At 48.5% G+C, this 25,452-nt stretch carries 22 protein-coding genes; 19 read left to right on the top strand and 3 right to left on the bottom strand.

The genetic code is table 11. The annotated features are described in order from the left end of the window. Positions 1-7 precede the first annotated feature (7 nt). The gene (gene yajC, locus ACFO8Q_RS20325; protein ID WP_380028484.1) at positions 8-304 is read left to right on the top strand and encodes a preprotein translocase subunit YajC; all 297 of its coding nucleotides are present in this window, start codon (positions 8-10) and stop codon (positions 302-304) included. 102 nt (positions 305-406) lie between these two features. Here the strand turns inward: yajC and ACFO8Q_RS20330 are convergent, their stop codons facing one another. Continuing rightward, the gene (locus ACFO8Q_RS20330) at positions 407-805 is read right to left on the bottom strand and encodes a TIGR04086 family membrane protein (RefSeq protein ID WP_380028488.1); all 399 of its coding nucleotides are present in this window, start codon (positions 803-805) and stop codon (positions 407-409) included. A gap of 147 nt (positions 806-952) precedes the next feature. Between ACFO8Q_RS20330 and ACFO8Q_RS20335 the strand changes: the two genes are divergently transcribed. Then, on the top strand, positions 953-1,615 hold the full coding sequence (locus tag ACFO8Q_RS20335; RefSeq protein WP_380028491.1) for a DUF421 domain-containing protein: 663 nt from the start codon (positions 953-955) through the stop codon (positions 1,613-1,615). Between the two features lie 36 nt (positions 1,616-1,651). Here ACFO8Q_RS20335 and spoVB read toward each other — a convergent pair whose 3' ends face one another. After that, complete coding sequence (gene spoVB / locus ACFO8Q_RS20340; RefSeq protein WP_380028493.1) at positions 1,652-3,241, bottom strand: stage V sporulation protein B; 1,590 nt, start codon at positions 3,239-3,241, stop codon at positions 1,652-1,654. 145 nt (positions 3,242-3,386) lie between these two features. Between spoVB and ACFO8Q_RS20345 the strand changes: the two genes are divergently transcribed. From ACFO8Q_RS20345 to accC, 17 genes are all read left to right on the top strand, one after another. Continuing rightward, complete coding sequence (locus ACFO8Q_RS20345) at positions 3,387-3,611, top strand: post-transcriptional regulator (protein ID WP_380028495.1); 225 nt, start codon at positions 3,387-3,389, stop codon at positions 3,609-3,611. A 39-nt stretch (positions 3,612-3,650) separates the two neighbouring features. Beyond that, positions 3,651-4,979 (top strand): protein translocase subunit SecD, encoded by a 1,329-nt coding sequence (gene secD, locus ACFO8Q_RS20350; protein WP_380028497.1) that lies wholly within the window; start codon positions 3,651-3,653, stop codon positions 4,977-4,979. Next, a complete protein-coding gene (gene secF, locus ACFO8Q_RS20355; protein ID WP_380028500.1) occupies positions 4,976-5,860 on the top strand; it encodes a protein translocase subunit SecF in 885 nt (294 codons plus the stop codon). The genes secD and secF overlap by 4 nt, the downstream gene beginning before the upstream one ends. 106 nt (positions 5,861-5,966) lie before the next feature. After that, complete coding sequence (gene recJ, locus ACFO8Q_RS20360; RefSeq protein ID WP_380028502.1) at positions 5,967-8,405, top strand: single-stranded-DNA-specific exonuclease RecJ; 2,439 nt, start codon at positions 5,967-5,969, stop codon at positions 8,403-8,405. Next, a complete protein-coding gene (locus ACFO8Q_RS20365; protein WP_380028504.1) occupies positions 8,402-8,914 on the top strand; it encodes an adenine phosphoribosyltransferase in 513 nt (170 codons plus the stop codon). Before recJ ends, ACFO8Q_RS20365 begins: the two co-directional genes overlap by 4 nt. Next, complete coding sequence (locus ACFO8Q_RS20370; RefSeq protein ID WP_380028507.1) at positions 8,886-11,096, top strand: RelA/SpoT family protein; 2,211 nt, start codon at positions 8,886-8,888, stop codon at positions 11,094-11,096. Before ACFO8Q_RS20365 ends, ACFO8Q_RS20370 begins: the two co-directional genes overlap by 29 nt. A gap of 115 nt (positions 11,097-11,211) precedes the next feature. After that, entirely contained in the window at positions 11,212-11,661 is a 450-nt protein-coding gene (gene dtd / locus ACFO8Q_RS20375; protein ID WP_380028510.1) for a D-aminoacyl-tRNA deacylase, read from the top strand. Positions 11,662-11,777: 116 nt separating this feature from the next. Beyond that, a complete protein-coding gene (locus ACFO8Q_RS20380; RefSeq protein ID WP_380028512.1) occupies positions 11,778-12,197 on the top strand; it encodes a hypothetical protein in 420 nt (139 codons plus the stop codon). Positions 12,198-12,417: 220 nt separating this feature from the next. Continuing rightward, complete coding sequence (locus ACFO8Q_RS20385) at positions 12,418-13,065, top strand: TetR/AcrR family transcriptional regulator (protein WP_380028515.1); 648 nt, start codon at positions 12,418-12,420, stop codon at positions 13,063-13,065. Between the two features lie 246 nt (positions 13,066-13,311). Beyond that, a complete protein-coding gene (gene accB / locus ACFO8Q_RS20390) occupies positions 13,312-13,848 on the top strand; it encodes an acetyl-CoA carboxylase biotin carboxyl carrier protein (RefSeq protein WP_380028517.1) in 537 nt (178 codons plus the stop codon). A gap of 28 nt (positions 13,849-13,876) precedes the next feature. Then, positions 13,877-16,069, top strand: coding sequence for a methylmalonyl-CoA mutase family protein (locus ACFO8Q_RS20395; protein ID WP_380028519.1), 2,193 nt, complete (start codon positions 13,877-13,879; stop codon positions 16,067-16,069). Continuing rightward, entirely contained in the window at positions 16,066-18,252 is a 2,187-nt protein-coding gene (gene scpA / locus ACFO8Q_RS20400) for a methylmalonyl-CoA mutase (RefSeq protein WP_380028521.1), read from the top strand. Before ACFO8Q_RS20395 ends, scpA begins: the two co-directional genes overlap by 4 nt. Continuing rightward, complete coding sequence (meaB, locus tag ACFO8Q_RS20405; protein WP_380028523.1) at positions 18,253-19,305, top strand: methylmalonyl Co-A mutase-associated GTPase MeaB; 1,053 nt, start codon at positions 18,253-18,255, stop codon at positions 19,303-19,305. Positions 19,306-19,325: 20 nt separating this feature from the next. Continuing rightward, positions 19,326-20,873 (top strand): acyl-CoA carboxylase subunit beta, encoded by a 1,548-nt coding sequence (locus ACFO8Q_RS20410; protein ID WP_380028525.1) that lies wholly within the window; start codon positions 19,326-19,328, stop codon positions 20,871-20,873. A 39-nt stretch (positions 20,874-20,912) separates the two neighbouring features. Then, entirely contained in the window at positions 20,913-22,607 is a 1,695-nt protein-coding gene (gene acsA, locus ACFO8Q_RS20415; RefSeq protein WP_380028659.1) for an acetate--CoA ligase, read from the top strand. Positions 22,608-22,622: 15 nt separating this feature from the next. Then, complete coding sequence (locus ACFO8Q_RS20420; protein WP_380028527.1) at positions 22,623-23,102, top strand: biotin/lipoyl-containing protein; 480 nt, start codon at positions 22,623-22,625, stop codon at positions 23,100-23,102. Positions 23,103-23,115: 13 nt separating this feature from the next. Further along, positions 23,116-24,465: an acetyl-CoA carboxylase biotin carboxylase subunit gene (gene accC, locus ACFO8Q_RS20425; protein ID WP_380028529.1), complete on the top strand. Its 1,350-nt coding sequence runs from the start codon at positions 23,116-23,118 to the stop codon at positions 24,463-24,465. Between the two features lie 58 nt (positions 24,466-24,523). Here accC and ku read toward each other — a convergent pair whose 3' ends face one another. After that, positions 24,524-25,441: a non-homologous end joining protein Ku gene (gene ku / locus ACFO8Q_RS20430; RefSeq protein ID WP_380028531.1), complete on the bottom strand. Its 918-nt coding sequence runs from the start codon at positions 25,439-25,441 to the stop codon at positions 24,524-24,526. Positions 25,442-25,452 lie beyond the last annotated feature (11 nt).

A 25,452-nucleotide genomic window follows, 5' to 3' on the forward strand; every position in this document is an offset into this window, starting at 1 on the left:
TACATAAGTGAATACAGCAGGTTTGTTTAACAGTATTTTGCCTTTTCTTTTGATGTTTGCGATCTTCTATTTCTTGCTCATCCGTCCGCAGCAGAAACGTACGAGAGAGCGGAACGCCATGCTGGCTGCTCTGAAAAGAGGGGATCATGTGGTGACCATTGGCGGGATGCACGGTACAATTACCGAGATCGATGATGATACTGTCACATTGAAGGTGTCTGAGAATACGAGGATCAAGTTTGAACGTTCGGCGATCAGCAGCGCAAAACCTGTTGCCCAGCCTGCGGCAGCAACTGAAAAATAACAGCAGGGACCTGTGAGGATACAACCCCGCAGGTCTTTTATAGTGATTGTACATTCCCGTCTGAAAGACCACGGTTTTCATCGTGGAAGGAAAGGCAGAGTGTCAACGTGACTTCGTATTGACCCCGATGATGCCACCTAACCCCCCGATGGACGACAAAAGGGCGATCTGCACGAGATTGTGCAGCGTAAAGGAAGCGGATACAAGCATGAATCCGAGAATGGTGATGGCTACGGAGTAAAAGAGACCGGTCAATCCCCCGTAGTACCATCCCTTCTCTCCGGTTCGTCTTGCGGCAACGAATGATCCCGTCAACACCGAAGCCAAGTTAATGATGTACACAATAACCGGCAGTTTGGCTTCCGGTATTGAACTCCAGGTAAGGAGCATTGTCGCCAGCAATATCGCGCCAAATGCCACCGCAAACGCATAAATTAACCCGTGGAGCACTGGAGCCCCCCCCAGACGCGGTGCCATCTCACTAAGTGATTTCCCTTTCATCCACCATTCCCCCTCTGAATCGTTAGTTCATTTTATTCAACACAAACCGGCGTTATGAACACTCGTCCGTTGAGCATACTAAGTTGGTGTAATCGGGCCCTTACGGAGGAGGAAGTTTTTTACAATGGGGTAGAACATGCGCTGAAATTGATTCTGAAAACAATTTTGGTTTATATATTTGTTCTCGTCTCTTTGCGTGTGATGGGGAAACGGGAAATCGGCAAGCTGTCGATTTTTGATATGGTGGTTTCGATCATGATTGCGGAAGTGGCAGCAGTTTCGTTGGATCTTGAGGAGCCGATGATGAAAGGGCTGATTATTGTATCGGTCTTGGTGTCAATGCAAATTGCGGTGTCCTACATTTCTCTCAAAAGCCACAAGTTTCGGGAATTGATAGAAGGGCGCCCAGTTATGCTCATTAGAAAAGGGAAAATTGATGATGCGGAGATGAGAAGAACTCGCTACTCGATGAGTGACCTGCTTACCCAGTTGCGTGAGAAAGACATCGCGCATGTCGGGGACGTGGAATATGCGATTCTTGAATCAACGGGGAAACTGTCTGTGTTTCCAAAAGAGGAAAGATTGCCTGTCACCCGTGAGGATCTTGGTCTTGAGCCCGCCAGGTTCAGAATGCCATTCGTGTTGATAGTCGACGGCAAACCGTTGGATACGAACCTTGAGAAAATGCAAAAGGATCGGGCGTGGCTGGAACAGGAGATTCGACAATACGGGTATGAAAAGGTGGAGGACATTTTCTTTTGCAGTGTCGATTACAGAGGACGCATGTACTTCGACCGAAAAGGAGATTGAGGGACATGGGCAGCAATTAACCCTGTCCCTTTTTCGTTATTTCACAAAAGGGATCCATTGCAGAGCCTTGGCCATTACCGGTCCGACATAGGGAATTCGTCTTACCGTGTGAAGCGTAAGTGCACGGAATAAAAACAGGAGCATCAGGTACACCATCATCCCGATGGATACGCTAAAGATCACGGTGTAACTGGGATCCATGCCTGCTGTGACCGCTTTTGCCCGGATGATGATTAAGGACATCACCAGTGTGGACAGCAGGATTTTCATTGTATCGGCCAAATCCACATAGAACCCGATCAAACGGGAGACCGCCAGGAAGTAAGCGGAGCATACCACAACATTCGAAACCACAACCGCCCAAGCTACTCCCATGATCCCAATTCCGGGTTTGGAAGCCACCCAATAAATCATGGCGAGCTTAACCGCTGACCCGATCACCGAGTACGCCATAGCAAGTCCGGCTTTGTTCATTCCCTGCAGGATTCCTGACAGGGGAGATTTTAAATAAATGAAAAATCCGACAGGTGCCATTACCGCTAAAATGGGTCCTGCGGCGGGGGTATTGTAGATAGCGGTCGAGAGTTCGGTTGCCAGCAAGCTGAAAATCACGGAAGAAGGCAAGCCGATTATGGCAGTAAAGCGGAAAGCCTGGTAAAGCCGGCGTTGAACCAGTGTGGATTGATTGAGAGCAATCGCTTCCGAGATGGAAGGGACCAGAGTAGTGGCTAGCGCATATGTGAAAACCGTCGGCAGGACAAGCAAAGACACAGCATAACCGGAGTACAGCCCGAAAAGCGACGTCGCTTCTTCTTTTAAATGGCCTGCTGCCATCAATGCCCGTGGGATCATCAATGTCTCCAGCCAATAAACAAATGATCCGATCACCCCGGCAAACAACACAGGTATCGCAACCTCAAACAATGAAAAGATTGTTTTCCCGAAGGATTCCGGTTTTGCATTAGGGGCCATTGGCGGAATGGGGATCCTGTCAAGTCGATGCTTGCGCCAATAGCTGATTGCGATATAGGCCAAATGGGTCAATTCTCCCGCTAACAGTCCGATCATTGCGCCTGCGGACGCTTTTACCAAATCGGGCATGCATTTGTACACGATCACAAGGGTGAGAGCACTGCGGACTATCGTTTCCAGAATCCAGGCCATGGAAGGGGGAGTCTGATTCTGAATTCCCCGAAAATATCCACGCAAAATCGAGGACCAAGCAATGATCAAAATGGTTGGTGCCATTGCCAGGACGGTATAATACGTCCGGGAATCGGTCAGCAAATGCTGGGTAAGCCACGGGGCCGTCGCAAATACTCCACTGGTAAATAAAGTGGAAAGTACCGTTACAACAATCATACTGAAGACCATAACCCGTTTTACTTTCCGCCGATCCCCGACTGCTATTGCTTCGGCAACCACTTTTGACACTGCAGTATCCAGTCCGATGGTGGACAGAGTCAGAATCATCATGAGCATCGGGAACACCATCCGGAATAAGCCGATTCCTTCCGGTCCTACGATCCGATTGAGAACGATCTGCATCCCCATTCCAATAATTTTCGTTATTACACTGGCAAGTACCAGAACCATAGCGCCGTGGAGGAATGATTGTTTGCTCATAGTGCCGTCTCCCTTTGTCCAGATTCTCTCTACAAAACCTATGCTGTCGGATGGAGGGTTAGTCCAAGTGGCGGCAGGATTTTTTGCGGTGCAATCGAATTAGTTTAGAAGAGGAAGAGTAGGGGTCATGGAGGGGGTATACCCTTTGGATGAGAAAGAGTTATCAGCAATGATCGAAGGATTGTGTTTTTCGAAGTCCAAGGAATTTCAGACACTTGGGTACGAGGTTGAGGGAGCCGATATCTGGAAGTGTGTGTCCAGCAGGTACACCAAGGAAATGCCGCCTCTCTACCAGATTGTGAATGACATTTTGTCATTGAAAGTTACGAAATACATGAACTGGGCGATGCTGGAAGCTTACAAGGAATAACGGAAGCGGGCTCCGCTGGAGGGGCCCGTTTTTTTACGGATGACAGGCCGGGTTTTGCCGGATTTTGCAAAATTGACACTGCTTGCGGACAAGCCGTATACTGAATCTGTTGACTGTGGAGTCGTTAAGGAGGCACTTATGAAGTGGAGTAAATTGATTACGCTCCTGGTTGTTCTGGCTGTGTTTGCCGGACTTGCAGGAACGACCACCAAGAAACTATGGGATGGCATCCCGCTCGGTCTTGATTTGCAAGGCGGATTTGACGTTTTGTATGAAGTGCAGCCGACCGAGACAGAACAAGTAACACGGGACGGGGTTCTGGCTACCCAACGTGCTTTGGAAAACCGTGTGAATGCGCTCGGTGTCCGGGAGCCGAATATTCAAATTGAAGGAACGAACCGGATTCGTGTCCAATTGGCGGGAGTAGAGAATCAGGAAGAAGCAAAGCGGATACTGGGAGAGCCTGCAAAATTGGAATTCCGCGCTCCGGATGATAAAGAGGTGCTGTTGACGGGGGCCGATTTGAAACCGAATGCCCGCTTCCAGCAGGACCAACAAACGGGGCAAATTCTGGTGGCTGTTGAGTTTAAAGACCCGAAGAAACTGCAGGACGTAACGACGAAGTATCTTGGACAACCTATGGGAATCTATCTGAATGGCGAACAGCTTTCCAAACCGGTAATTCAAAGTATCATTTCCAACGGCCAGGCAACCATCAGCGGTATGGCAAATCCGAAAGAAGCCACCCGGTTGGCTACACTCCTGAATGCAGGTGCATTGCCGTTCCCGATTAAGGAACTGTCTTCCATGTCCGTTGGGGCAACGCTGGGACAAGCTGCTCTGCAGAAGACATTGTACGCTGCGGGTATCGCGTTTATCCTGATCTTTGTATTTATGATCGTGTTCTATCGTCTGCCCGGTTTGATTGCAAACATCGCCCTGCTTATGTACATGTATCTGTTGATAGCGGTGTTCCGGGGAATGGATGTCGTTCTTACCCTGCCGGGTCTTGCTGCTTTGGTACTTGGTGTAGGGATGGCGGTAGACGTGAATATCATTGCCTATGAAAGAATGAAGGATGAATTCCGTGCGGGCAAGACTCTGCTGTCCGCTGTTATCATGGGACAAAAGCGGTCCTTGCCGACCATCATTGACGCGAATACCACCTCTTTGATTGCAGGTGCGATTATGTTATGGTTTGGCTCCGGTCAGGTTCGGGGCTTCGCGATTGCACATATTATCTCTGTGTTGGCGACATTTTTGACTGCGGTGCTCCTGTCCCGCTGGATGCTGATGCTTCTTGTGCGGTCGAATCTGGTGCAGAATCCGTGGTGGTTTGGGGCGAGCAAGGAGGGGGAGTCGAAATGAAGAAGTTTGATATCGTAAGAAAGCGCAAATGGTTCTTCCTTGTCTCCCTCATCCTGGCAGTTGCAGGGGTAATTGCAATGCTGACGATGGGCCTCAATCTCGGAACTGATTTTAAAGCGGGAACTCGAGTGCAGGCTCAGGTTGGTTCCGGTTTTTCACACGCTGAAGTTGCAAAGGTGTTTGATGATCTCGGGCTGAAGGAAGCAAACATAACGTCGGCTGGAAATCAAGGTGAGGTAGCTGTTGTGCGGCTGGCTCAGAAGATTACTCCCGATCAGGAAGCAAAACTGAAAAAGGCCCTGAAAGATAAGTATCCAAATGCTCTTGACCCGGAAATTGTCTCCGTCGATCCGGAGGTAGCCAGGGAAATGTCGACCAAGGCACTCTGGGCTCTGATCGCCGCTTCTGTAGGAATCATTGTGTACATGGCGATCCGGTTTGAGTATCGATTTGCACTATCAGGTGTAATATCCCTCCTGCAAGTGGTGCTGCTGGTTGTTTCGATCTTTGCACTGTTCCAGATCGAAATTGATCTGCCGTTTATCGCCGCGATCCTGACAATCGTCGGTTACAGCATTCACGACACGATCGTAATCTTTGACCGGATTCGGGAGAAGATGAAATTTGCCAAATTGAAGACCAAAAGTGAACTGGAAGATTTGGTGAACGAATCCCTGTGGGAGACGATGAACCGTTCCATTAACACGATTGTGACTGTTGTGTTTGCGGCTGGTGCCCTCTGGCTGCTGGGCGGGCAAGCGATTCGCAACTTCTCCCTTGCACTTCTGATCGGATTGGTCATCGGCGGAATGTCCTCCATCCTCATCGCTTCCCAGCTCTGGGTGACCTGGCGGGCGAAGAGCTTGAAAGAGGCAAAGTAAAGCAAAAGATCATACGGCCAGCAAAGTGGAAATTGCTTTGTTGGCTTTTTCATACCATCGTAACTACCAGTCTTCTGTTAGAAAGAGTGAAAGAGGTCAAAAATTCATGAAACAAGAAAAACGTTGGCTCCTGATGGAAACAGACGAGCAGATAGCAAGCAGGTTATCTGCAGAACTCCGGGTCTCCCCCATAATCGGCAAATTGTTGGTCAGGCGCGGGTTGACAGATGCGGAATCGGCAAGACAATTTCTCCATCCTGACCGCTCCCGTTTCTATGATCCGTTCCTGATGAAGGACATGGAAAAAGCGGTTGCACGCATTCGGAAGGCAATCGCCGATCAAGAACGCATCATGGTCTACGGTGATTATGACGCGGACGGTGCAACCTCCACCAGCCTGATGTATCTTGCACTTCAGAAACTCGGAGCCCAAGTTGAATATTACATACCTGACCGTTTCGCTGAAGGATACGGGCTGAACGGTCCTGCACTGGTACAAGCGAAGGAACGGGGATTTGATCTTGTTATTACCGTAGATAATGGAATTGCGGCGGTCGATGAGGTTCGCATCGCGAACGAGTTGGGACTTGATCTGATTGTCACCGACCACCATACCCCGCCCGAAGTATTGCCCGACGCATACGCAATCCTCAATCCCAAGCAGCCGGGCTGCCAATATCCGGACAAGATGTTGGCAGGTGTCGGTGTTGCCTTTAAGGTCGCACAGGCGCTTTTCGGCGAGGTGCCGGAGGAGTTTCTGGATCTTGCGGTACTTGGAACGGTGGCCGACCTGGCACCTCTGGTGGATGAAAATCGGCTTTTGGCCGTATACGGACTGGAGAGGATCAATCGGAACCCCCGCCCGGGTATGAAAGCCTTGCTCGAGGTCAGCGGGCTTGAGGGCAAAGAAATTACCGCCGGACATATCGGATTTGCCTTCGGCCCGCGTATCAACGCGGCGGGACGTTTGGACTCCGCCACTTACGCAGTCGAGCTGCTCACAACGGAAGACGAGGCACGGGCGCGGGAATTGGCCGATTTTCTGAACGAACGGAATCAGGAACGGCAGGAAATCAGCGCGGAGATGTTTGAAGAAGCGGTGCAAGAGGTGGAGGCCCATCCGGAATGGCTGGACGGCCGAGTGCTGGTGGTCGCAAAAGAAGGATGGAATGCAGGAGTGATCGGAATCGTGGCCTCTCGCCTGGTTGAGCGGTACTATCGCCCCACCTTGATGATTTCGATCAGTGAAGGAATGGGCAAGGGTTCTGCTCGCAGTATCCATGGTTTTCATTTGTACGATTCGATGAGCAGCTGCCGCGACCTGTTTGAACATTTTGGCGGGCACAAAATGGCGGCCGGATTTTCGATTGAAGTGGAGAAGATTGGGGAGCTTCGGGATCGCTTGAACCGCATCGCCGAAGAGGTGTTAACACCGGAGGATTTAATCCCAAAGATTGATATAGATGCTGAATTGAACCTGTTGGACATTGACATCGAGTTTGTGCAAACGGTGGAGCGATTGGCGCCTTTCGGTTTCGGGAATCCGAGTCCGCGTTTTCAGCTCAGTGGGTTGGATTTGGAACGCTGCCGTCCGGTAGGCCAAGACGGGGCTCATTTGCAATTCCAGGTAGCAAAAAGGGCTGCCAAGCTTGCCGGAATTGCTTTTCGCCGGGGGGCTGAGGCGGATCTTGTGAACGAATGGCCACGCGTGGATCTGGTTGGCGAGCTCGCGATCAATGAATGGAACGGGCGAAGAAGCATTCAAATCATCATGGATGACTGGCGTCCCAATGCGATTCAGGTATTTGATTGCCGGCATGTGGCGGACAAGACCCGCTGGCTGGAAGAACAAGCGGGGAAGAAAGATCTCTCGGTCGTATGCTTTCATTCGGAATCACTGGCTGAAGTGTCCCGCGCTTTACAGCCGTACCCTTGGCAGGAATCACATGTTCATCGGGTTTATACGGCAGATGCAGATGGAAGTCTTGGGGATCCGCAGAGTATCGGAGACGGGCACTCGAACACTGAAGTACATGCTGATTTTCTCAGCGGAGACGTGGTGATTTTCGATCTGCCGTTGTCACTCTATCAGTATGAGGCGGTTTTGCAAAAATTAACGGGAACCTATCGTTTGTACCTGCTGCACGGACCGAGCGACCGGCAATGGGTGGAACAGCAAAAGCGTTATTTGCTCCCGGAGCGAAAATTTTTTGCGGGAATCTACAAAATGCTGCAGGAAAAAGGTTCTGCGACTTGTTCCGACCTTCAAAAAAGGCTGCAGCCGGCTTACCATGATGCGGTAGATTTGGTATTGTCCGTCTTTGTGGAACTGGGGTTTGCAGTTCGGAACGGGAACACGTATCATGTTAATAAGGGAACAAACAAAAGAGCGTTAGAAGAGTCAGAACTTTACCGGCAGCGGCAAGCTCGCATTGAATCTTATACAAGTGTCATTTCAAAGTTGATGGATGCATCAAGCGAACAGGCGGTGGCGGATGTTCTGCGGTTACTAACCGCTAAGTCGGAAGGGGCTCAAGGGGCATGAATCTAAAAGAAAAGATTCGGGTGATTCCCGATTTTCCGGAACCGGGAATTCGATTTAAAGATATCACAACGCTTCTCAAAGACGGAGAAGCTTTCAAATATGCGATTGACCGGATGGCCAATTTTGCGAACGAACGCAATGCGGATTTGATTGCAGGGCCGGAAGCTCGCGGTTTTGTTCTGGCCGCTCCGCTTGCTTATTCGATGGGATTGGGCTTTGTTCCGATTCGAAAATCGGGCAAATTGCCTGGCGAAACTGTATCCGTATCGTACGAACTTGAATATGGTAAAGACAAGTTAGAGATTCACCGGGATGCGATTCAACCGGGGCAGCGGGTTATCATTGCCGATGACCTTCTGGCTACCGGCGGCACGATTGCTTCCACCATTAAGCTCGTCGAGGAGCTTGGCGGAGTGGTGGCCGGTCTCGCATTCATGATTGAACTCACTTATTTACCAGGCAGGGAGAAATTGAAAGACTATGACGTCCTCTCACTCGTCCAATACTAATCAGGAGAAGGTGGTACCTGTGGGCATTGAGCGCCTTTGTGAAAAAGTCGCTCGCTATGGCACACCAGAAGATGTGGCATTAGTTCGCCGTGCCTACGAGTTTGCCGACAACGCTCATGCAGGACAACAACGCCGCTCAGGTGAAGACTATATCATCCACCCTATTGCCGTCGCAGAGATCCTGGCAGATTTGGGGCTGGATGCGGTCACGATTGCAGCTGCGCTTCTTCATGATGTCGTCGAGGACACTTCCGTTACGGAAGCACAGTTGGTTGCCGAATTCGGTGTTGAGATCCGGGATCTTGTAGACGGTGTCACCAAGCTTGGACGTCTGAAGTACCTGTCGAAAGAAGAACAGCAAGCGGAAAACTTGCGCAAAATGTTCCTCGCGATGGCAAAGGACATCCGGGTGATCCTCATTAAATTGGCGGACAGGCTTCACAATATGCGTACCTTGAGACATCTTCCGCCCGAGAAGCAGCAGCGAATTGCGGCGGAAACGCTTGAGATATTTGCGCCGCTAGCTCACCGTCTCGGGATTTCAAAAATCAAGTTCGAATTGGAAGATACAGCGCTTCGCTACATGAACCCGCAGCAGTACTACCGGATCGTCAATTTGATGGCCAAGAAGCGGGCGGAGCGGGAAGAGTATGTGCAAGAGGTTATCAACACTTTGAAAAACAAACTGCAGGAAATCGAAATTACGGCCGATGTGAATGGTCGCGCCAAGCACATTTACAGCATCTACCGGAAGATGACCACCCAGAACAAACAGTTTAATGAAATCTATGATTTGCTGGCCGTTCGGGTAATTGTAGATTCGATTAAGGATTGCTATGCGATTCTGGGGATTGTTCACACGTTATGGAAGCCCATGCCCGGCCGTTTTAAAGACTATATCGCGATGCCCAAACCGAATATGTACCAAAGTCTTCATACAACTGTAATCGGACCCCGTGGAGAACCGCTTGAAATTCAGATCCGAACGTGGGAAATGCACCGCACGGCCGAGTACGGGATTGCTGCCCACTGGTTGTATAAAGAGGGCCAGGATGCGACCAAGGATATGTCATTTGCGCAAAAGATGGGCTGGTTCCGTGAGATTCTGGAGTGGCAGCAGGATTTGAAGGATGCCCAGGAATTCATGGAAACTCTGAAAATAGACCTGTTTGCCGATGAGGTCTTTGTGTTCACGCCAAAAGGCGCCGTTATTTCACTTCCGAGAGGTTCGGTTCCGATCGATTTTGCTTACCGGATTCACACGGATATCGGAAACCGTACAATCGGGGCAAAGGTAAACGGCAAGATCGTACCGCTTGACTATAAGTTGCAGACAGGTGACATTGTAGAGATTTTGACGTCCAAAGCGTCGTTTGGCCCGAGCCGCGACTGGCTGAAGATCGTGAAATCCCCCCAAGCCAAAAGCAAAATTCGGGCTTGGTTCAAGAAAGAAAAACGGGAAGAGAACATTCTTAAGGGGCGCGAACTCCTTGAGAAAGAAATTAAAAAGCATGGCTTGGAAGCATCAGACGTTCTCACCGAGAAAAATCTCGGCGAAGTGATGGCCAAGTTCAATTTCACCAAAGAGGACGATTTGCTGGCGGCGCTTGGTTATGGAGCTGTTTCTACACACCAAGTGATGACGCGTCTTCTGGAGAAAATCAAGAAAGACAATCCGGAAGAGAATGCGGTGATCACCGAGATTCGGGAAGGACAGAGACAACAGCGCAAGGGCGGTCTTGGGGTGCGGGTTCGCGGAATCGATAACCTTTTGATCCGTTTCTCACGCTGCTGCAGTCCCGTTCCAGGCGATGAAATTGTCGGATTTGTCACACGCGGACGAGGGGTGTCGGTGCATCGAACAGATTGCCCCAACATCACCAATGAGCAGGAGGAAGAGAAACGATTCCTTGAAGTCGAATGGGAAAGCTCCCCGGCAATTGCTTACAATGTCGATATTGAAGTGACGGCGCTTGATCGTCGGGGATTGACGATCGAAGTCATGAACGCAATTGCCGAAACCAAGACCGATATTACAGCGGTCCAAGCACGCGCGGACAAACGAAAAATTGCAACGATCAATCTGCAGATCAACATTCGGAACGTCGATCACCTTCATTCGGTGGTGGAGCGAATCAAGCGGATTAAGGATGTATACACAGTAAGACGTCTCATGCAGTAATTCTGGGTTACGGGTTTCTAGCGAAAGCAATTAATTGGTTAGGCATTTTCGGGTCCCCATCAAAGTACTCGGAATTAGCTGCAAAGGATCACGTCACTTTGATGGGAGCGTTTATATGAGAATCGTAGTACAACGAGCGTCGAGAGGACGCGTCCTCGTAAACGGAGAAGTAACGGGTGAGATCGGGCGAGGATTGGTTCTTCTCGTCGGTATCACTCACGACGATACGGAGCAGGATGCTGATTATTTGGCGGAAAAAGTTGTAGGGCTTCGAATCTTTGAGGATGCGGAAGAAAAGATGAACTTGTCTTTGCTTGAGGTGGCGGGGGCGATTCTGTCCGTCTCTCAATTCACCTTGTACGGAGATTGTCGCAAAGGGCGCCGGCCCAATTTTATGGAAGCGGCCAAACCGGAACAGGCCAACCGCCTTTACGAGTATTTCAACGACAAACTTCGCTCGTTGGGAGTACGAGTGGAAACGGGTATTTTTGGAGCGATGATGGATGTCGAATTGGTAAATGACGGGCCGGTTACCCTTTTGCTCGACAGTAAGAAGAGTTTTTGATTACATCTTGTGCCACTTGCGAAATCCAAGTGGTCTTTTTTATCGGATTCCTCATTCTTTGGACATTCTTCCATATATATGTTTATAGAAAATATAGGGGAGACGGGGGAGTAGGGATGACAAGATCGCTGGTGGATCGCTGTCATGAGGTTATCAATTTTCTGAATGAAAAAAAAGCGGAACGCCTCTTTCATGCGCAAGCGTTGGTGGAGGCGCGGGGGAAGGATCAGCTTCTTCACGCCATCCCGTTTCTCCAAACCGAGCTTTTCATGCACCAAGAAGTCCGTACCTTATGGCCGTATATTCTTGTAATTCCTGACAGCGAAGAGGCGAAACACTTTTGCAAGATGTACGACTGTAAACTGGACGATCTCGGAAAAGTGCTGCAGAATCGCATCAATGAAATGACAAGATTTCTTGACGTGATTGAAAATAAGCTCCACAAAACCTATCCGCCAGGGTCGTTCTGGGTGTCCATACGAGAAGAATTGCTAGCCAAGATTTGCAGGGAAGCACGAAAGGTGTTGGAGGGATAGAGTTGTTGTAAAAAGGATCGATGCGGCAAAACAGTTGTCGATCCTTTTTGGCCTATGCCTCATTTCCATCCGCCATTGCTGAGTTCCGCTGCGAGTTCCCTGGTTTCAGCAGGAGTCGAAGTATCGGCAGATGGCCAATACCGCGATACTGTTACCGCGTCGGCGGTATGTTTGCTAATAATAAAGCATGTTGTGATATAATCATTGTCGGGTGAATGTGATGAGCGAAAAATCAATTAGAGAGCGAATAATTGAAACTTCCTTGCGTCTCTTTGAACAATATGGCTATCATAGGGTTACTGTGGATCAGATTGTTAAGGAAAGTGGAACGTCAAAGGGAGGTTTCTACCATAATTTTAAGTCAAAGGATGAACTGCTTTATGTGATTCATGATCAATTTATTTCCTATGTCTTAGAAAAAGCAGAGGAAGCCTATAAAAAATGGACTACTCCCACTGAACGCCTTCATGCGATCATTAAGTCTTTTGTTATGATGATTAAATTTTACAAATCTCAAGTTACCGTTTTCTACCAAGAGAGCACTTTTTTGGCTCCGGAATACTTTTCTGCGATTGAGGTTAAGAGAGATCGATATAAACAAATGATTTTTAAAGTGATCGAGGATGGGATTCAATCTGGTGAATTTCGAGAGGAGCTTCCCGTTCCTATTGTTTCAATGGCTATTTTTGGAATGGTGAATTGGACCTATAAGTGGTACCAAAAGACCGGTGTTTATACCATTGAACAAATCGCGGATATCTATGCCGATATCATGCTGCGGGCTGTCCTTACGCCAGAAACAATGAAAAAGCCCGAATACGCCGGATTCTTTCTGAAACCTCAAGGAATTACTTTCAAGCCATTTTAGATAATTTTGATCATTCAAACGGTCTGTATCTATCAAAAACAAAAACCAACTAGTCGGTCTGTACAAAATTTCCTTGCTTTGTTATAATTAAGAAAACTTAAAGGAGGTAAAAGTTTAATTTCTCCTCGTCACAGACCAACTAGTCGGTCTGTGAAAAATGTATTTAAAAGCTTATTTTTATCTTCCTTCAGACCAACTAGTCGGTCTGAAGGTCGGTTTGTGAGAATTGCAGTAGGAGGGATCATTTTGCTTAGAATTCATGAAATTAGAGAAATCATCAAGCTGTTGAATCAAACAGATGTTGAAGTGTTAGAGGTGAAGGATGAACAGTCTCGTCTAACCGTCAAGAGAAGAAATCATGGAGGCACTTCAACAGCGATTCTAAATCCGATTGAACGCGTTGTCGCCACTCCGGCCCTACCAGCAGCTCCGGCTCCAAAGATTAGTAAGGAGGTTGTCTCTGAGGAAAAGCCTGGCAAGCCAATCGCTGTTCCTAAGCAAGCACAGGTTGCTGCATTGGAGCAGACCGATCTTACAGACAAGGTGCATCAAATCGTATCTCCGATGATAGGTACCTTTTATAAAGCACCTGCTGAAGATGCCGAACCGTTTGTTAAGATAGGGGATCGGGTAGAAAAGTCAACCGTAGTATGCATTGTTGAAGCGATGAAGCTTTTTAACGAGATTGAAGCAGAAGTCAATGGAGAGATTGTCCAAGTACTCGTTGAGAACGGCCAATTAGTCGAACAGGGTCAGCCTTTGTTTCTTGTCAAGGTTGATTAAGCGAACGAAATGAGAGTGAAAGGAGGGTGTGAAAGCATTATGCAAATGCTTTCCTTACCAGATGAAACAAGATGCACTTGTAAACCATCTCCAAAACGATGATAATGAACTCCGTTTATTTAGCGAATTTCCCATCCCATCGTACGAACAATGGCGGGAGGTGACGGAGAAGTCTTTAAAAGGAGCATCCTTCGAAACAAAGCTGATGACGAACACCTACGAGGAATTCACTCTTCAGCCGATTTATCGGAAGGAAGATATTGAAAGACTCCTTCACGTTTCGAACTTTCCAGGATTTGCACCTTATGTTCGAGGAACAAAAGCCTTGGGTTATGTTATACGGCCGTGGGAGGTTTGTCAGGAGATTTCACCAGGTACACCGGAAGAATTTAATCGAGCCGCCCAAAATGATTTACAACGAGGTCAAACGATGCTCAATTTGGTGCTGGATCGAGCCGCCCTTTCCGGTTTGAATCCGGATGAAGCAAAGCCTGAGGATGTAGGTAACAAGGGTGTTTCAATATTTCGTCGCGAGGATTTGGATACCGCACTAGATGACATAAATCTGGAGAAGGTTCCTCTCTATATTCAGACAGGAGCATTAGGTTTGCCCATTCTAGCACTACTCTTGTCCCATCTGGAAGCACAGGGTAAAGATCCCCAAAAACTGAGTGGGTGTATCGGAATGAATCCGTTAGGTGCTTTAGTCCAGGAAGGAACCATCCCTTGCCCTCTTGAAACCGCTTACGATGCGATGGAACAAATCACTAACTGGGCAATCCGGAATGCACCGCAGCTTCAGACGATTTTAGTCGAAGGTCATCCCTACCATAACGCCGGGGGAAGCGCAGTACAAGAACTGGCCTTTTCCTTGGCAACGGCCGTAGAGTATATCAGGGCCTTGCTGAATCGAGGATCTTCGATCGAGGAGATAGCTTCCAAAATTCGTTTTTCTTTCTCAATCGGTTCGAACTTTTTTATGGAGATCGCCAAGGTGAGAGCAGCCAGAATGCTATGGGCCAACATTGTTCGTGCCTTTGGTGGTTCGGATGAAGTTCAGAAGATGACGATTCACGCGAGAACCTCAGCCTGGACCAAAACCATTCATGACCCTTACGTAAATATGCTTCGCAGTACAACAGAAGCTTTCGCTGCAATAGTTGGCGGGGTCGACAGTCTTCATGTATCTCCATTTGATGAAGCAATTCGAACAGCCGATGAATTCTCGCGCCGTATCGCGAGAAATACACAATTCATTTTGGAGCAGGAGGCAAACCTATCTAGAGTTGTCGATCCTGCCGGCGGTTCTTGGTATGTGGAATCGTTAACAGATTCTATAGCGCAAAAGGCATGGGAATTGTTTCAACAGGTGGAAGACAAGGGCGGAATGTTGAAAGCTTTGCAATCGGGATATCCGCAAGATCAGATCGAACAGGTTGCAGCGAAGAGAAGGGAAAACATTGCTCGCAGGAAGGACCGATTGGTCGGTACTAATATGTATCCGAATTTGCAGGAACCATCTCTACATGTTGAAAAAAGGGGGTCAACGTACAAAGAGAGAGCCGCTGCGGTTGAGTCTCACCAGAAATCCTATAATCGGGGCCCGATCGAAGAAGCCTTGCAAGAGCTTAAAGCGTCATCCGATCAGCTTGTCGAAAAAGCTCTGAAAGCGGCACTCGCAGGGGCGTCACTGGGGGAATTGACCAAAGTGATTGTTCATTCAAATAAGGAGCGCATCGAAGTAAAGCCTGTTCACATTCACCGTGGGGCGGAGCCATTCGAATTTTTGCGGACACAAGCAGAGTTATATAAAAACAGAACAGGTTCCAGACCGAAGGTGTTTCTGGTGAGTATGGGGCCAATTTCAAAGCATAAGCCGCGAGCAGACTTTTGTACCGGATTTTTCGAGGTAGGAGGCTTTGAAGTTCTGCAAAATCATGGATTCCCAACGATTGATGAAGCAGCACAGGCAGCGCTTGCGTCAGGTGCTTCGATTGTGGTCATTTGTTCCGATGATGAAAGCTATCCGGAAATCGTGCCCTCCTTATCCCGATCGATTCAGCGCGGAAATCCGGAGATCACCGTTCTCCTGGCAGGAAATCCTGCTGACAATGATGCAGACAAATATAAACAGGCGGGTGTCGACGATTTTATCCATGTTCGGACCAATTGCTACGAAATGCTACTTAACCTCCAACGAAAGAAAGGAATTGTGTCATGAAGAACATTCCTGATTTTACCCAAATACCTTATAATTCAGGATTTTCCGCTCCTGACTTGACAACTTGGAGTAAGGCGGCAGAACAGGAAGCCCAAAAGACTCTTGATAAGCTCATGTGGAATACCATGGAGCAAATTCAGGTCAAGCCGCTGTACACCCAAGAGGATATTAAGGGAATGAATCACTTGGGATACATGCCCGGCATTCCTCCTTTTTTTAGAGGACCGTATCCCGCGATGTATGTAACACAGCCTTGGACGGTCCGACAATATGCCGGCTTTTCGACAGCGGAGGAAAGCAATGCTTTTTATCGGCGGAATCTCGCTGCCGGACAGAAAGGCCTTTCGATTGCCTTTGATCTTGCTACCCACCGCGGCTATGATTCAGATCATCCGCGAGTTGTTGGCGATGTCGGAAAAGCAGGCGTGGCAGTGGACTCCATTTTGGATATGAAAATTTTGTTTGATGGCATCCCGTTAGACAAAATGTCTGTTTCCATGACCATGAACGGGGCTGTTCTTCCGATTATGGCTTTCTATATCGTGGCTGCAGAGGAGCAGGGAGTACCTCAGTCCCAGCTAACGGGTACGATTCAGAACGATATTCTTAAAGAGTATATGGTTCGTAACACATATATTTATCCACCGGAAGCCTCGATGAGAATTATAGCCGACATTTTTGCTTATACGTCTAAGCATATGCCCAAATTCAACAGTATCAGTATTTCCGGTTACCATATGCAGGAAGCGGGGGCAACAGCAGACATTGAGTTAGCCTACACGCTGGCAGATGGCCTTGAATATGTTCGTACCGGTCTGAGAGCAGGCATTGACATTGATTCATTCGCTCCGCGATTGTCGTTCTTTTGGGCGATCGGGATGAATTACTTTATGGAAGTTGCAAAGATGAGAGCTGCACGTTTGATTTGGGCAAAGTTAATCAAACAATTTCATCCAAAAAATGAAAAGTCAATGGCACTGCGAACCCATTGTCAAACCTCTGGCTGGAGCTTGACGGAACAGGATCCGTTTAACAATGTGACAAGAACATGTATCGAGGCGATGGCAGCAGCCTTAGGTCATACGCAATCCCTTCATACGAACGCGTTGGATGAGGCGATTGCCCTGCCGACAGATTTCTCGGCGCGCATCGCGCGAAACACACAACTCTATCTGCAGGATGAAACGGGTATTTGCAACGTCGTGGATCCATGGGCTGGATCTTATTATGTGGAGTCTTTAACGGCTGAGCTTGTTCGCAGGGCGTGGAAGCATATTCAAGAAGTTGAATCGCTCGGCGGGATGGCGAAGGCGATCGAAACAGGTTTGCCAAAGATGAGAATCGAAGAGGCGGCTGCCCGTCGTCAGGCTCATATTGACTCGGGAAAGGAAGCAATCATCGGTGTCAATAAATTCCGTTTGGAAAAAGAAGATCCGCTGGACATTCTCGAGGTTGATAACTCAGCGGTGCGCGAGGCGCAAATCAAGCGATTAAAGGAGCTTCGTGCGAACAGAGATAAGGCAAGAGTTCAGGCAGCCTTACATGCGATCACCAAATCAGCGGAAACGGGAGAAGGCAACCTGTTGGAACTTGCGGTTGAGGCAGCCCGGGCCAGAGCCTCCCTTGGCGAGATATCTGATGCTTATGAGAAGGCCGTTGGTCGCCATAAAGCCATGATTCGTTCGATCATTGGCGTGTATAGTTCGGAATATGGAGACGAAGAAGAAGTGGCAGCCGTGCGCAAAATGGCCGATGACTTCGAGAAATGGGAGGGTCGTCGCCCGCGCATCATGATCGCCAAGATGGGACAGGACGGACATGACCGTGGGGCCAAAGTCATCGCCACCGCCTTTGCCGATTTGGGCTTTGATGTTGATATTGGACCGCTTTTCCAAACTCCGGAAGAAACCGCCCTGCAGGCCGTCGAAAATGATGTTCACGTCATCGGGATGAGTTCCCTTGCAGCCGGACATAAAACTCTGCTGCCACAGCTGGTAGAAGAGCTGAAAAAACTCGGTCGCGAGGATATTATCGTCGTGGTTGGCGGAGTCATTCCGGCACAGGATTATCAGTTTTTAAAGCAAAACGGAGCTGCAGCGATCTTTGGGCCCGGAACGGTGATTCCTGTAGCGGCACAAAAAGTAATCCAAGAGATTATACGCCGCTTAGAGGGTGTCAATTAAATGAAGGATCGGGATCAAGAGAAAGAAAAGCAGCGACCGGAATGGGTACCGAACGGGGTTCGTCGACCCCGACTTTCTGTAGATGAATATGTGCAAGGGGTGCTTCAAAATAACCGTACGATCCTGGCCCAGACGATCACCCTGATCGAGAGCCATTCTCCTATCCATATGGAGGTTGCCCAAGAGGTTCTCAAGAAGCTGCTGCCTTATACGGGCCAATCGATTCGTGTCGGGATCACGGGGGTTCCCGGAGCCGGGAAAAGTACGACCATTGAAGCGTTAGGGAATATGCTCTGTGAAAAAGGTCATCGGGTTGCGGTGTTGGCGGTGGATCCAAGCAGTACGGTGACTAGAGGCAGTATCTTGGGAGACAAAACACGGATGGAACTCCTTTCCCGGAATCCGCAAGCCTTCATCCGCCCGTCCGCTTCTGGAGGAACCTTAGGCGGAGTCAGCAGAAAAACCCGGGAGACGATGCTGGTCTGTGAAGCCGCCGGGTATGATGTCATTCTTGTGGAGACGGTTGGCGTCGGACAAAGTGAGATTGCGGTCCGCTCGATGGTTGATTTCTTTTTATTGCTGATGTTAACGGGAGCAGGAGATGAGCTTCAGGGAATCAAGAAGGGGGTCATCGAAATTGCAGACGCGCTTCTGATTAACAAAGCGGAAGGCGACAACAAACACCGAGCGATGGCCGCGAAGGCCGAGTTTAATCGCATTTTGCATTACCTTCAACCTGCCACTGAGGGATGGGAGACAAAAGCATACACCTGCTCGGCCCTTACTGGAGAAGGGATAGAAGAGATTTGGTCGGTTGTTGAGAAATTCCGTCAGATCACGACGCAATCCGGAGTTCTGCAAGACCGTCGGCGAACCCAAACGTTGGAATGGGTCTATAACATGGTCCAAGATTATCTCCGTACGAGCTTCTTCTGCCATCCAGGCGTGGTTCAGATCATGCCGCAAATTGAGAAAGAAGTTGTCAGTGGACAGCTTTCCCCTGCCATGGCTGTCCAGCAATTGCTCCAATCGTATGAAGCGGGAACGAGATAGGAATAGGGAGAGAAACATTAATGAATATATACGATAAAATTAATGATTTAATGGATCGGAAATTTAAGATTCAGTTGGGCGGGGGAGACGAACGGATTGATGCCCAACATGATCGCGGAAAGCTGACCGCAAGAGAACGAATCGATTTGCTTCTGGATAAAGACACATTTGTGGAATTAAATACCTTCATCGAACACCGTTCAACCCATTTTGGTATGGATGAGATGGAGGCGCCTGGCGAGGGTGTGGTAACCGGTTACGGAAAAATACATGGTCGCCTCGTATATGTGTTTGCCCAGGATTTCACCGTATTTGGCGGTGCACTCGGGGAAATGCATGCCTTAAAGATTGCTAAGATTATGGATCTGGCTGCCAAAAATGGCGCTCCGGTTATTGGATTAAATGATTCAGGTGGCGCCCGCATTCAAGAAGGAGTCAGTTCTCTTGACGGTTACGGGACGATCTTCTATCGCAACGCGATTTATTCCGGTGTGATCCCGCAGATTTCTGTTATTCTTGGGCCTTGTGCCGGTGGAGCTGTGTATTCTCCGGCAATTACGGATTTTGTTTTCATGGCAGAATATACGAGCCAAATGTTTATAACCGGACCAAAGGTGATTGAGACGGTAACAGGGGAGAAAATTAGTGCAGAAAACCTGGGCGGGGCGAAGGTTCATTCCGGGATTAGCGGAAACGCTCACTTTACCGCGGAATCAGAACAGCAAGTGCTGGAAGATGTAAGAAGATTATTAAGTTTTCTGCCGCAGAACAACATGGAAAAACCACCTGTGTATGAAACGGAAAGGGATGACGGCTGGCGGGATGAACTCATCGAGTTGGTTCCGGTAGAAAGCACCAGGGTTTATGATGTACGCAAGGTCATTGAAAGCATTGTCGATCATGGCGACTTCATGGAGGTACAACCCAATTTTGCAAAAAACATTGTGATCGGGTTTGCCCGGATGGATGGTCATAGCGTGGGGATCATCGCAAATCAACCAAAAGTGATGGCCGGAGGCTTGGATATTAATTCTTCCGATAAACTGGCTCGTTTCATTCGATTCTGCGATTGCTTTAATATCCCCCTCCTGACCTTCGAGGATGTGTCAGGCTTCTTCCCGGGTGTTAATCAAGAGCATGGTGGAATCATTCGCCATGGAGCCAAGATTCTGTATGCCTACTCCGAGGCTACCGTACCGAAAATAACGGTGATTTTGCGCAAAGCCTACGGTGGCGCCTACGTTGCCTTGAACTCCAAATCCATCGGTGCCGATGTCGTTTTTGCTTGGCCGAATGCGGAAATTGCAGTGATGGGACCCGAGGGGGCGGCAAATATCATTTTCGCCAAGGAAATTGAGCAAAGTGAGGACCCCGCAGCAACGAGAGCGCAAAAGATTGCGGAATATCGTGAAAAGTTTGCAAATCCCTATGTTGCTGCAGGTAAAGGAATGGTTGATGATGTCATTGATCCAAGAGAAACTCGAAAAAAACTACTTGAGTCTTTAGAAATGCTGCGTAATAAGAAAGAAAGCCGTCCTTTTAAAAAACATGGAAATATACCTTTATAAGAGGTGAGAAACTTGAAGAATCAAAATAATGAAATCTTGATGTTAGACCCTCAAGCCAATTTAACAGATTATGATAAAATCTATCAAACCTTTGATTGGAAAGAAGTCGAGCAGGTATTCAGCTGGAGCAAAACAGGCAAAATCAATATGGTCTATGAGACGATCGATCGGCATGTCGAGGAAGGACGTGGCGAAAATGTCGCCCTGCTCTATACGGACGGAGAAAGAACAGAAAGCTACACTTTTGCCGCTCTATCCACTCTATCCAATCGTTTTGCCCAGGGACTTGTCTCACTTGGAGTGACAAAGGGGGAGCGCGTTTTTATCTTCATGCCCAGAAGTCCGGAACTTATTGTGGCTATGCTTGGGATTATCCGGATTGGGGCTATCGCCGGTCCTTTATTTGAGGCGTTTATGGAGGAAGCGGTCAAAGATCGTCTCGCTGACAGTGGAGCGGTTGCGGTCGTGACGACTCCGCACTTGCTTTCCCGTATCCCGGTTTCGTCACTGCCTGAGCTTAAGCATGTGATCCTCGTCGGCGCTAATGAGTCACACGGGCTTAAGCCGGGTGAGGCTCGCTACGAGACATTGATGGATCAATCAAATGAACCGATTATCGAGTGGGTAGAGCGTGACCATGGCATGCTTCTCCACTATACTTCCGGTTCCACCGGGAAACCAAAAGGTGTTCTTCAGGTTCATGAGGCAATGATTCATCAATATGTGTCGGGGAAATACGTGTATGATTTAAAACCTGGTGATATTTACTGGTGTACAGCCGATCCAGGGTGGGTTACAGGCACTTCTGCCGGAATGTGGGCACCGTGGCTAAATGGGGTGACGATTGTTATGAGAGGAGGAAGATTTAAGCCTGCGGATTGGTTTAAAACGTTGGAGCAATTTAAGGTCAATGTATGGTTTAGTGCACCAACCGCTTTCCGTATGCTTATGGGCGAAGGCAACCAGCTTCCCAAGCAATTCGACCTTTCCTCCGTCCGACACGTGCTTTCGGCAGGTGAACCGTTAAATCCTGAGGTCATTCGTTGGGGATTGGAAGTACTCGGCCTGCGAATTCATGACAACTGGTGGATGACGGAAACGGGTTCGACCATCTGTGCCAATTATCGTTCGCTTCCCATTCGACCAGGCTCCATGGGCAAGCCGCTTCCTGGTATTGGATTAGCAATTGTCGATGATGAAGGAAATGAACTGCCTGCCAATACGATGGGAAATTTGGCGATTCGTGCCCCTTGGCCGGCGATGATGCGTCAAATTTGGAAGAATCCAACCAAGTATCAGGAATATTTTAAAAATGGTTGGTACATCTCTGGAGACAGCGCTTATAAAGATGAAGACGGATACTTTTGGTTTGAGGGCCGTGTCGATGATGTGATTAATACGGCCGGAGAACGCGTCGGTCCGTTTGAGGTGGAAAGCAAGCTGCTGGAGCATCCGGCTGTAGCTGAAGCAGGTGTTATTGGGGTCCCTGATCCGGTCCGTGGACAAATTATTAAAGCCTTTATTACTTTGCGTGCAGGGTATGAGCCTAGCGAGGAACTGATTGAGGATATCAAGTTTTATGTTAAACAGAAGCTTGCTGCTCATGCTGCACCTCGTCTGGTCGAGTTCAGAGATAAAATACCGAAAACAAGAAGCGGGAAAATTATGCGCCGTGTCTTAAAAGCTTGGGAATTGGGACTCCCAACCGGTGATTTATCCACAATGGAAGATTAAAGGAGTGAACTTCCCATGAAAATTCTTGATATACGGGAAATGATTAAGCTGGTCAATCAATATTCGGTTGACGAACTGGAGTGGGAATATGAAGAAACCAGGATTTTTATTAAAAAATTTGCGCCTGTCGATTCCGTTCCAGCAGAGTTTTCCGCTCCCGTTTTTGAAATAGAAAGAGGCTCTCAACAGGCAGCCGTTGCTTTAATTGAGGAACAGACAAGAAAGTCGGTTGAAACCGTCACGGACGTTAAAGATCAAAGTGTCTCAGAGACCCGACATATAATCGCTTCCCCCACGGTGGGCCTGTTTCAGTCCGTTCTGAAGCAAGATGAACAAGTCAAATCAGGTTATATCATAGGGAACTGCGTGGTAGAATCTTTACAAATTTCCCACGAGATCAGATCCGAAGTCGAAGGGAAGATCGTCGAGGTTCTTGCCGAAGATGGACAGTTGGTTGGATATGGAGAACCTCTGTTTATAATCAAAACTATGTAAAGGGGAGCCCGAAATGTTTAAAAAAATACTTATTGCCAATAGAGGGGAAATCGCCGTACGAGTGATTCGCGCTTGTCGGGAATTGGGCATATCAACAGTCGCTGTTTATTCGGAGGCAGATAAGGACGCTTTGCATGTCAAAATGGCAGATGAAGCCTATTGTGTCGGACCAACCGCCTCGAAGGAAAGCTATTTAAATATGGTTCATTTAATGAGTGTCGCCGTTCTTACCAAATCCGATGCCATCCATCCTGGATATGGATTTTTGGCTGAAAACACATCGTTTGCCCAATTATGTCGAGATTGCAATATTACCTTCATCGGTCCGGACCCGGAAGCCATTCGAAAAATGGGCGACAAGTCGGTGGCGAAGAATACCATGAAGCAGGCAAATGTACCAACGGTTCCTGGTACTGAAGGATTAATAGAAAATGTTGAGGAAGCTCTGATCGTTGCGAAGAATATCGGGTATCCAGTTATTGTAAAGGCAACCGCAGGCGGCGGCGGAAAGGGAATGAGGGTTGCGATTGATGATCAGGAATTAATCAAGGCGATTCGACAAGCTCAAAAGGAAGCGGAGACGGCGTTTGGAAATGCCGGAGTCTACCTGGAGAAATATTTAGAAGAGCCACGCCACGTGGAAATTCAGATTATCGGGGATAAGCACGGAAATGTGGTGCATCTGGGAGAACGCGATTGCTCTATCCAGCGGCGCCACCAAAAGTTGGTCGAGGAAGCCCCATCACCAGCCCTTGACGCTGCTTTGCGCGAAAAAATGGGGGATGCAGCAGTGGCAGCAGCAAAAGCCGTAGACTATCATGGTGCCGGTACGGTGGAATTTCTTTTGGATAAGCATGGACAGTTCTATTTCATGGAGATGAATACACGGATTCAAGTGGAGCATCCGGTGTCCGAAATGATCACGGGAATTGACCTGATTAAGGAACAGATTTCTGTTGCGGCCGGTTACCCGCTTTCATTTTCGCAGGATGATGTTCAAATCAATGGCTGGTCCATTGAGTGCCGAATCAACGCCGAGAACCCGGCGAATAACTTCATGCCGTCCCCAGGGAAGGTGGATAGTTACTTTCCTCCAGGTGGCTTTGGGGTTCGAGTAGACAGTGCAGTATATCCCGGCTATCAAATTTCTCCTTTTTATGACTCAATGGTTGCCAAGCTCATCGTTTGGGGTAAAGACCGGGGGGAAGCGATTGACCGGATGAAACGCGCCCTAAGCGAATTTGTGATTAGCGGAATAAACACAACCATTCCGTTCCATCTTAAACTTCTTGAGCATCCCTCCTTTGTTGAAGGGAATTTTAATACGAAGTTTTTAGAAACAAACACATTAGAAATAAAATAAATCTGAGCGCATTTATTGGCGGGACAGTCCCTAATGGGATGCGGCGCAACCCCGCCATCTAAGAAGTCGTCTTCCGTCTTCGCCGTTTCGGGCGTTCCGGAACTGCGGTTGCCCCCGCATCCGGCTCGGTCCCCGTGGCAGCAACCGCAACCGGTTCCCCCTCATTGGCGGCAGCCGGTTCCGGCTGTTTCTCCGGCCGTTTTTCTTTGGTGGCATTGAGGCTTCGCTTGAGAGCTTCCATCAGGTCTACTACATTATCGGCGCGTGGAGCAGCGGCCGGCTGTTCCACTTCCTCATTTTGCACCTTCGCTTCGATAAGCTCTTTGAGTGCAGCCTCATAATTGCTTCTGTAATCGTCCCGGAAAGCTCCGCTGATCTCTTGAATCAATTTGGTCGCCATCTGCAGCTCCGCATCACTGACTTGAATAGCCGCAACACCTTCAAGGCCCGGAACTCCTTCTACAGCTCTGACCTCGGCCGGATAGTGGATCATGTTCATCACCAGGCATCTGTCATGCAAGCGGATGATTGCCAAATGCTCGCTTGTGCGAAAAGCCACCTTTGCTACTGCTACCTTGCCCGTTTGATTCATCGCTTCATGCAACAGCTTGTAGGGCTTGCCTCCATATTCTCCCGGCCCCAAGTAATACGCTTTCTCGTAATAGATCGGATCAATGCTGTCTTTATCAGTAAAGTGAAGAATTTCAATGGTTCGCAGAGTTGGCAGGGGAAGATTGTCGAGATCATCATCTGTGATGATGATATAGTTCCCTGGAGCATACTCATATCCTCGAATGATCTCTTTCTGCTCCACTTCCCGGTTGCAGACGGGACACCATTTTTTATATTGGATCGGATGCTTGCAATCTTCATGCAAACTGCGAAAGCTCGTCTTATGATCTTCAGTTGCTTTATACAGGCTGACAGGAATATTCACCAATCCGAAACTGATACTTCCCTTCCACATTGAACGCATCGGTTGAACTC

The organism is Effusibacillus consociatus, from assembly GCF_042652925.1.
GTDB classification, from domain to species: domain Bacteria; phylum Bacillota; class Bacilli; order Tumebacillales; family Effusibacillaceae; genus Effusibacillus; species Effusibacillus consociatus.